The sequence below is a fragment of the Burkholderia sp. genome, assembly GCF_018375725.1.
Taxonomy (GTDB): domain Bacteria; phylum Pseudomonadota; class Gammaproteobacteria; order Burkholderiales; family Burkholderiaceae; genus Burkholderia.
Window position 1 is genome coordinate 1 of the sequence record NZ_JAHACR010000398.1, and the last position, 3142, is coordinate 3142.

The window sequence follows — 3142 nt, forward strand, 5'->3', positions numbered from 1 at the left end:
CACGTCGACCTTCGACAGCGGCTTGGCTGGCAGTTCGTCGAACAGGTGCCGCGCGTCGTCGCGCGCCGCCACGACGCTTTCGGTCATCCGGTCGTGCAGCGCGGCAGCAACGGCCGCGCGCGCTTCGTCGGACAGCGTCTTCTTGCCGCCCAGCAGCCCCGATTTCAGCGTGACCGTGAACTCGACGCCTCGCTCGATGCGGCGCACGCGCGACAGACCGCAGTGCTGCGCAATGTCGGTCGCCTTGCTCGCCCACGGCGAGACCGTGCCGAAGCGCGGCAGGACGACGAAGGACTCGGTCGCGCCCTTCTCCGACGCCGGTTCGAACGGCGCGCCGTAGTGCATCAGCGCGTCGATGCGCGCGTTGTCGTCGGCCGACAGCGGCTCGCTGGCGTTGACGAAATGCAGATACTGGCCGCGAACCGCGACGATATTGGCGTCGATTTGCCTGAGCGTGTCGAGCAGACGGGTTTGGCGGAAATCGGAAAGGGCCGAAGCGCCGGGAAAACACGAGAAGTGAGCCATGGGCTGGACTGACGTCGGTGAGTCGCGCAACGTGGCGACATGGGGCGAAAGGAAGGCCGTAATTATACCCGGAAGTCAGCCGCCCAAGGCTCACCGCACCGCCCGGCCCGCCACACGCCCGTTTGGCGCTATCATTCGGCCTTCACCGCGGGCCGCGCACGGCCCGTCACGCGAATCACCCCCGGGCGGCCACGCCGCCGCCCGCCATCGAAGCAATCCATGGATGTCATCGTCATCGGCGGCGGAATCAGCGGCGTCGCCACCGCCTATCAGCTGCGCGCGGCCGGCCATCGCGTATGCGTCGTCGAGCGCCACGCGACCGTGGCCCAGGGCGCGACCTACGGCGATGGCGGCACGCTGCTGCCCAGCCCGCTCGACATCTGGTTCGGGCCGACCTTCATGCGGCAGCGCCAGCCGCGCGACAGCGGCATCGTCTACAAGCCGGGCCTGAACGGCCAGGTGCGCCGCTTCGTGAAGCGTCTCGGCGAACTGGCCGAGCCCGGCGCGTTCGCCGCGCAGTATGCACGCCTGCGCCCGCTGATCGACGCGTCGCGCGACGCGATCGCCGATATCGAAACCCGCTTCGGTCTCGAATTCGAACAGAAGGCCGGCGTGCTGCACGTCGTGCGCGACGCGCGCGACTGGGAAGCCATGCAACCGGCGCTCGACCTGCTGCGCACGCTCGAGCTGCCGCACCGCACGCTGACGGGCGCCGAATGCGCCGCGCTCGAGCCGTCGGTGCCGGCCGAACCCGACTTTGCCGGCGGAGTGCTGCTCGAGACCGAACGCACGGCGAACTGCCCGCTGTTCGCCAAGCTCGTGAAGCAGGCGCTCGACGAACACGGCGTGCAGTTCCGCTTCGGCGCCGAGGTGGCCGCAATCCGCACCGACTCGGGCCGAGCCGCGATCGAACTCGCGCCGCCGCGCGGCGACCGGCGCGCGGCGAAATCGCGCGAAGTCGACGTGATCTCCGCCGATGCGGTCGTGGTGACCGCCGGCGCGGACAGCCTCACCCTGCTCGAGCGGCTCGGCTGCTCGCTGCCGCTGCATCCGATGCGCATTCATACGCTGACCGCGCCCGTCGCATACGAAGAGCACACGCCACACCTCACCGTCGTCGATTCGATCAAGCGGATCGCGATCACGCCCACCCATCAGCGGCTGCGCATCGGCGGCGGCGCCGTGCTGCAGAGCCTGCGGGACACCGCGCGGCCGCTTCCCGAGCCGCTGTCGGAAACGGCGCTCGCGCTGCTCGGCCAGGCCGCACACGACTGGACACCCGGCGCGGCGAGGATTTCCGCCGCGCTGCCGTGGCGCGGCACGCAGCTGCTGTCGCCGGACGGCTTGCCGGTCGTGGGTCCGACCCCGCATCCGCGCGTGTTCGCCAACTTCGGGCACGGTCCCGCCGGTTGGGGGCTCGCCTGCGGCTCTGCTAAAGTGGTGGCCGACTATATCGGCGGCAACACAGCGCACTGGCCCGCCGACACGCTTGCCGCGCTGCGCGCCGAGCGCTTCACATCCTGACCGGCCGCGCGGGCTTTTCCGGGCGGCACACTCATCCAGCCGCCATGACCTTCGCCCGCCCCCTTCCTCACCATGACCCGATCGCGCTGCTGCGCGTCGACGGCCTGCGCGCCGCCGAGACCGCGGCGGCCGCCTCGCTGCCGCCGCACACGCTGATGGCACGTGCGGGCGATGCCGCCGCACGCTGGCTGTCCGAACGGCTCGCGCATGACGACCGCCCGGTAGGGTTCGCGGTCGGCCCCGGCAACAACGGCGGCGACGCGCTCGTTGCCGCGGCGGAACTGCAGCAGCTCGGCGTGCCGACCGAGGCCTGGATGCCCGTGGCCGTGAAGCCGGACGACGCCCAATGGGCGCTGGGCCTTGCGCGCGCCGCCGGCGTGCCGATCGCGACAGCGCCGCCCGCGTCGCTGGACGGCTACGCGTGGGTCGTCGACGGTCTGTTCGGCATCGGTCTCGCGCGCGGGCTCGACGGCGCATACGCGCAGATGGCCGCGCGCATCGCCGCGCGCGCCCGCAACAGCGGAAGCGTGCTCGCGCTCGACGTGCCGAGCGGCCTCGACAGCGACACCGGCCAGGTCGTCGGTGCAGGCGAAGCCGTTGCGGCAACGCACACCCTCACCTTCATTGCGGCGAAGCCGGGCCTCTACATGATCGACGGGCGCGATCTGGCGGGCGAGATCCACCTCGCGTCGCTCGACGTTGCGCTGCCCGCCACGCCCGCCGCGACGCTGAATGCCACGGCGCTGTTCGCCCACGCGCTGCCCGCGCGCACCTTCGCATCCAACAAAGGCACGTTCGGCAGCCTCGCGGTCATTGGCGGCGACACGGGAATGTGCGGCGCGCCGATTCTCGCCGCCCGCGCCGCGCTGTTCGCCGGCGCGGGCAAGGTGCACGCAGGTTTTCTCGGCACGGGCGCGCCGCCGTACGATCCGCCGTTTCCGGAACTGATGCTGCATTCCGCCAGCGACCTGAACCTCGATGCGATGAGCGCGCTGGCGATCGGCTGCGGGCTCGGCATGCGCGAGCCCGCGATGCAGCTCGTCGAGCACGTGCTGACGCGCGACACCGCCACGCTGCTCGACGCAGACGCGCT

Annotated in this window: 2 protein-coding genes and 1 pseudogene; 2 read left to right on the forward strand and 1 reads right to left on the reverse strand. The window is 71.4% G+C overall.

The window, feature by feature from the left end; translation table 11 throughout:
• Nucleotides 1-525, reverse strand: a pseudogene (locus tag KH616_RS23380) (phosphoribosylformylglycinamidine synthase); the annotation flags it as partial.
• A 219-nt stretch (nucleotides 526-744) separates the two neighbouring features.
• Here KH616_RS23380 and KH616_RS23385 point away from each other — a divergent pair.
• Both KH616_RS23385 and KH616_RS23390 read left to right on the forward strand, forming a co-directional pair.
• The gene (locus KH616_RS23385; RefSeq protein WP_292252357.1) at nucleotides 745-2049 is read left to right on the forward strand and encodes an FAD-dependent oxidoreductase; all 1305 of its coding nucleotides are present in this window, start codon (nucleotides 745-747) and stop codon (nucleotides 2047-2049) included.
• Nucleotides 2050-2093: 44 nt separating this feature from the next.
• The coding region (locus tag KH616_RS23390; RefSeq protein ID WP_292252358.1) for an NAD(P)H-hydrate epimerase at nucleotides 2094-3142 on the forward strand (1049 nt) is incomplete at its 3' end.

What these genes read in the sequence shown, in the direction of transcription:
- KH616_RS23385 (WP_292252357.1), top strand. Translation starts at nt 745, where the DNA reads ATGGATGTCATCGTCATCGGCGGCGGAATCAGCGGCGTCGCCACCGCC.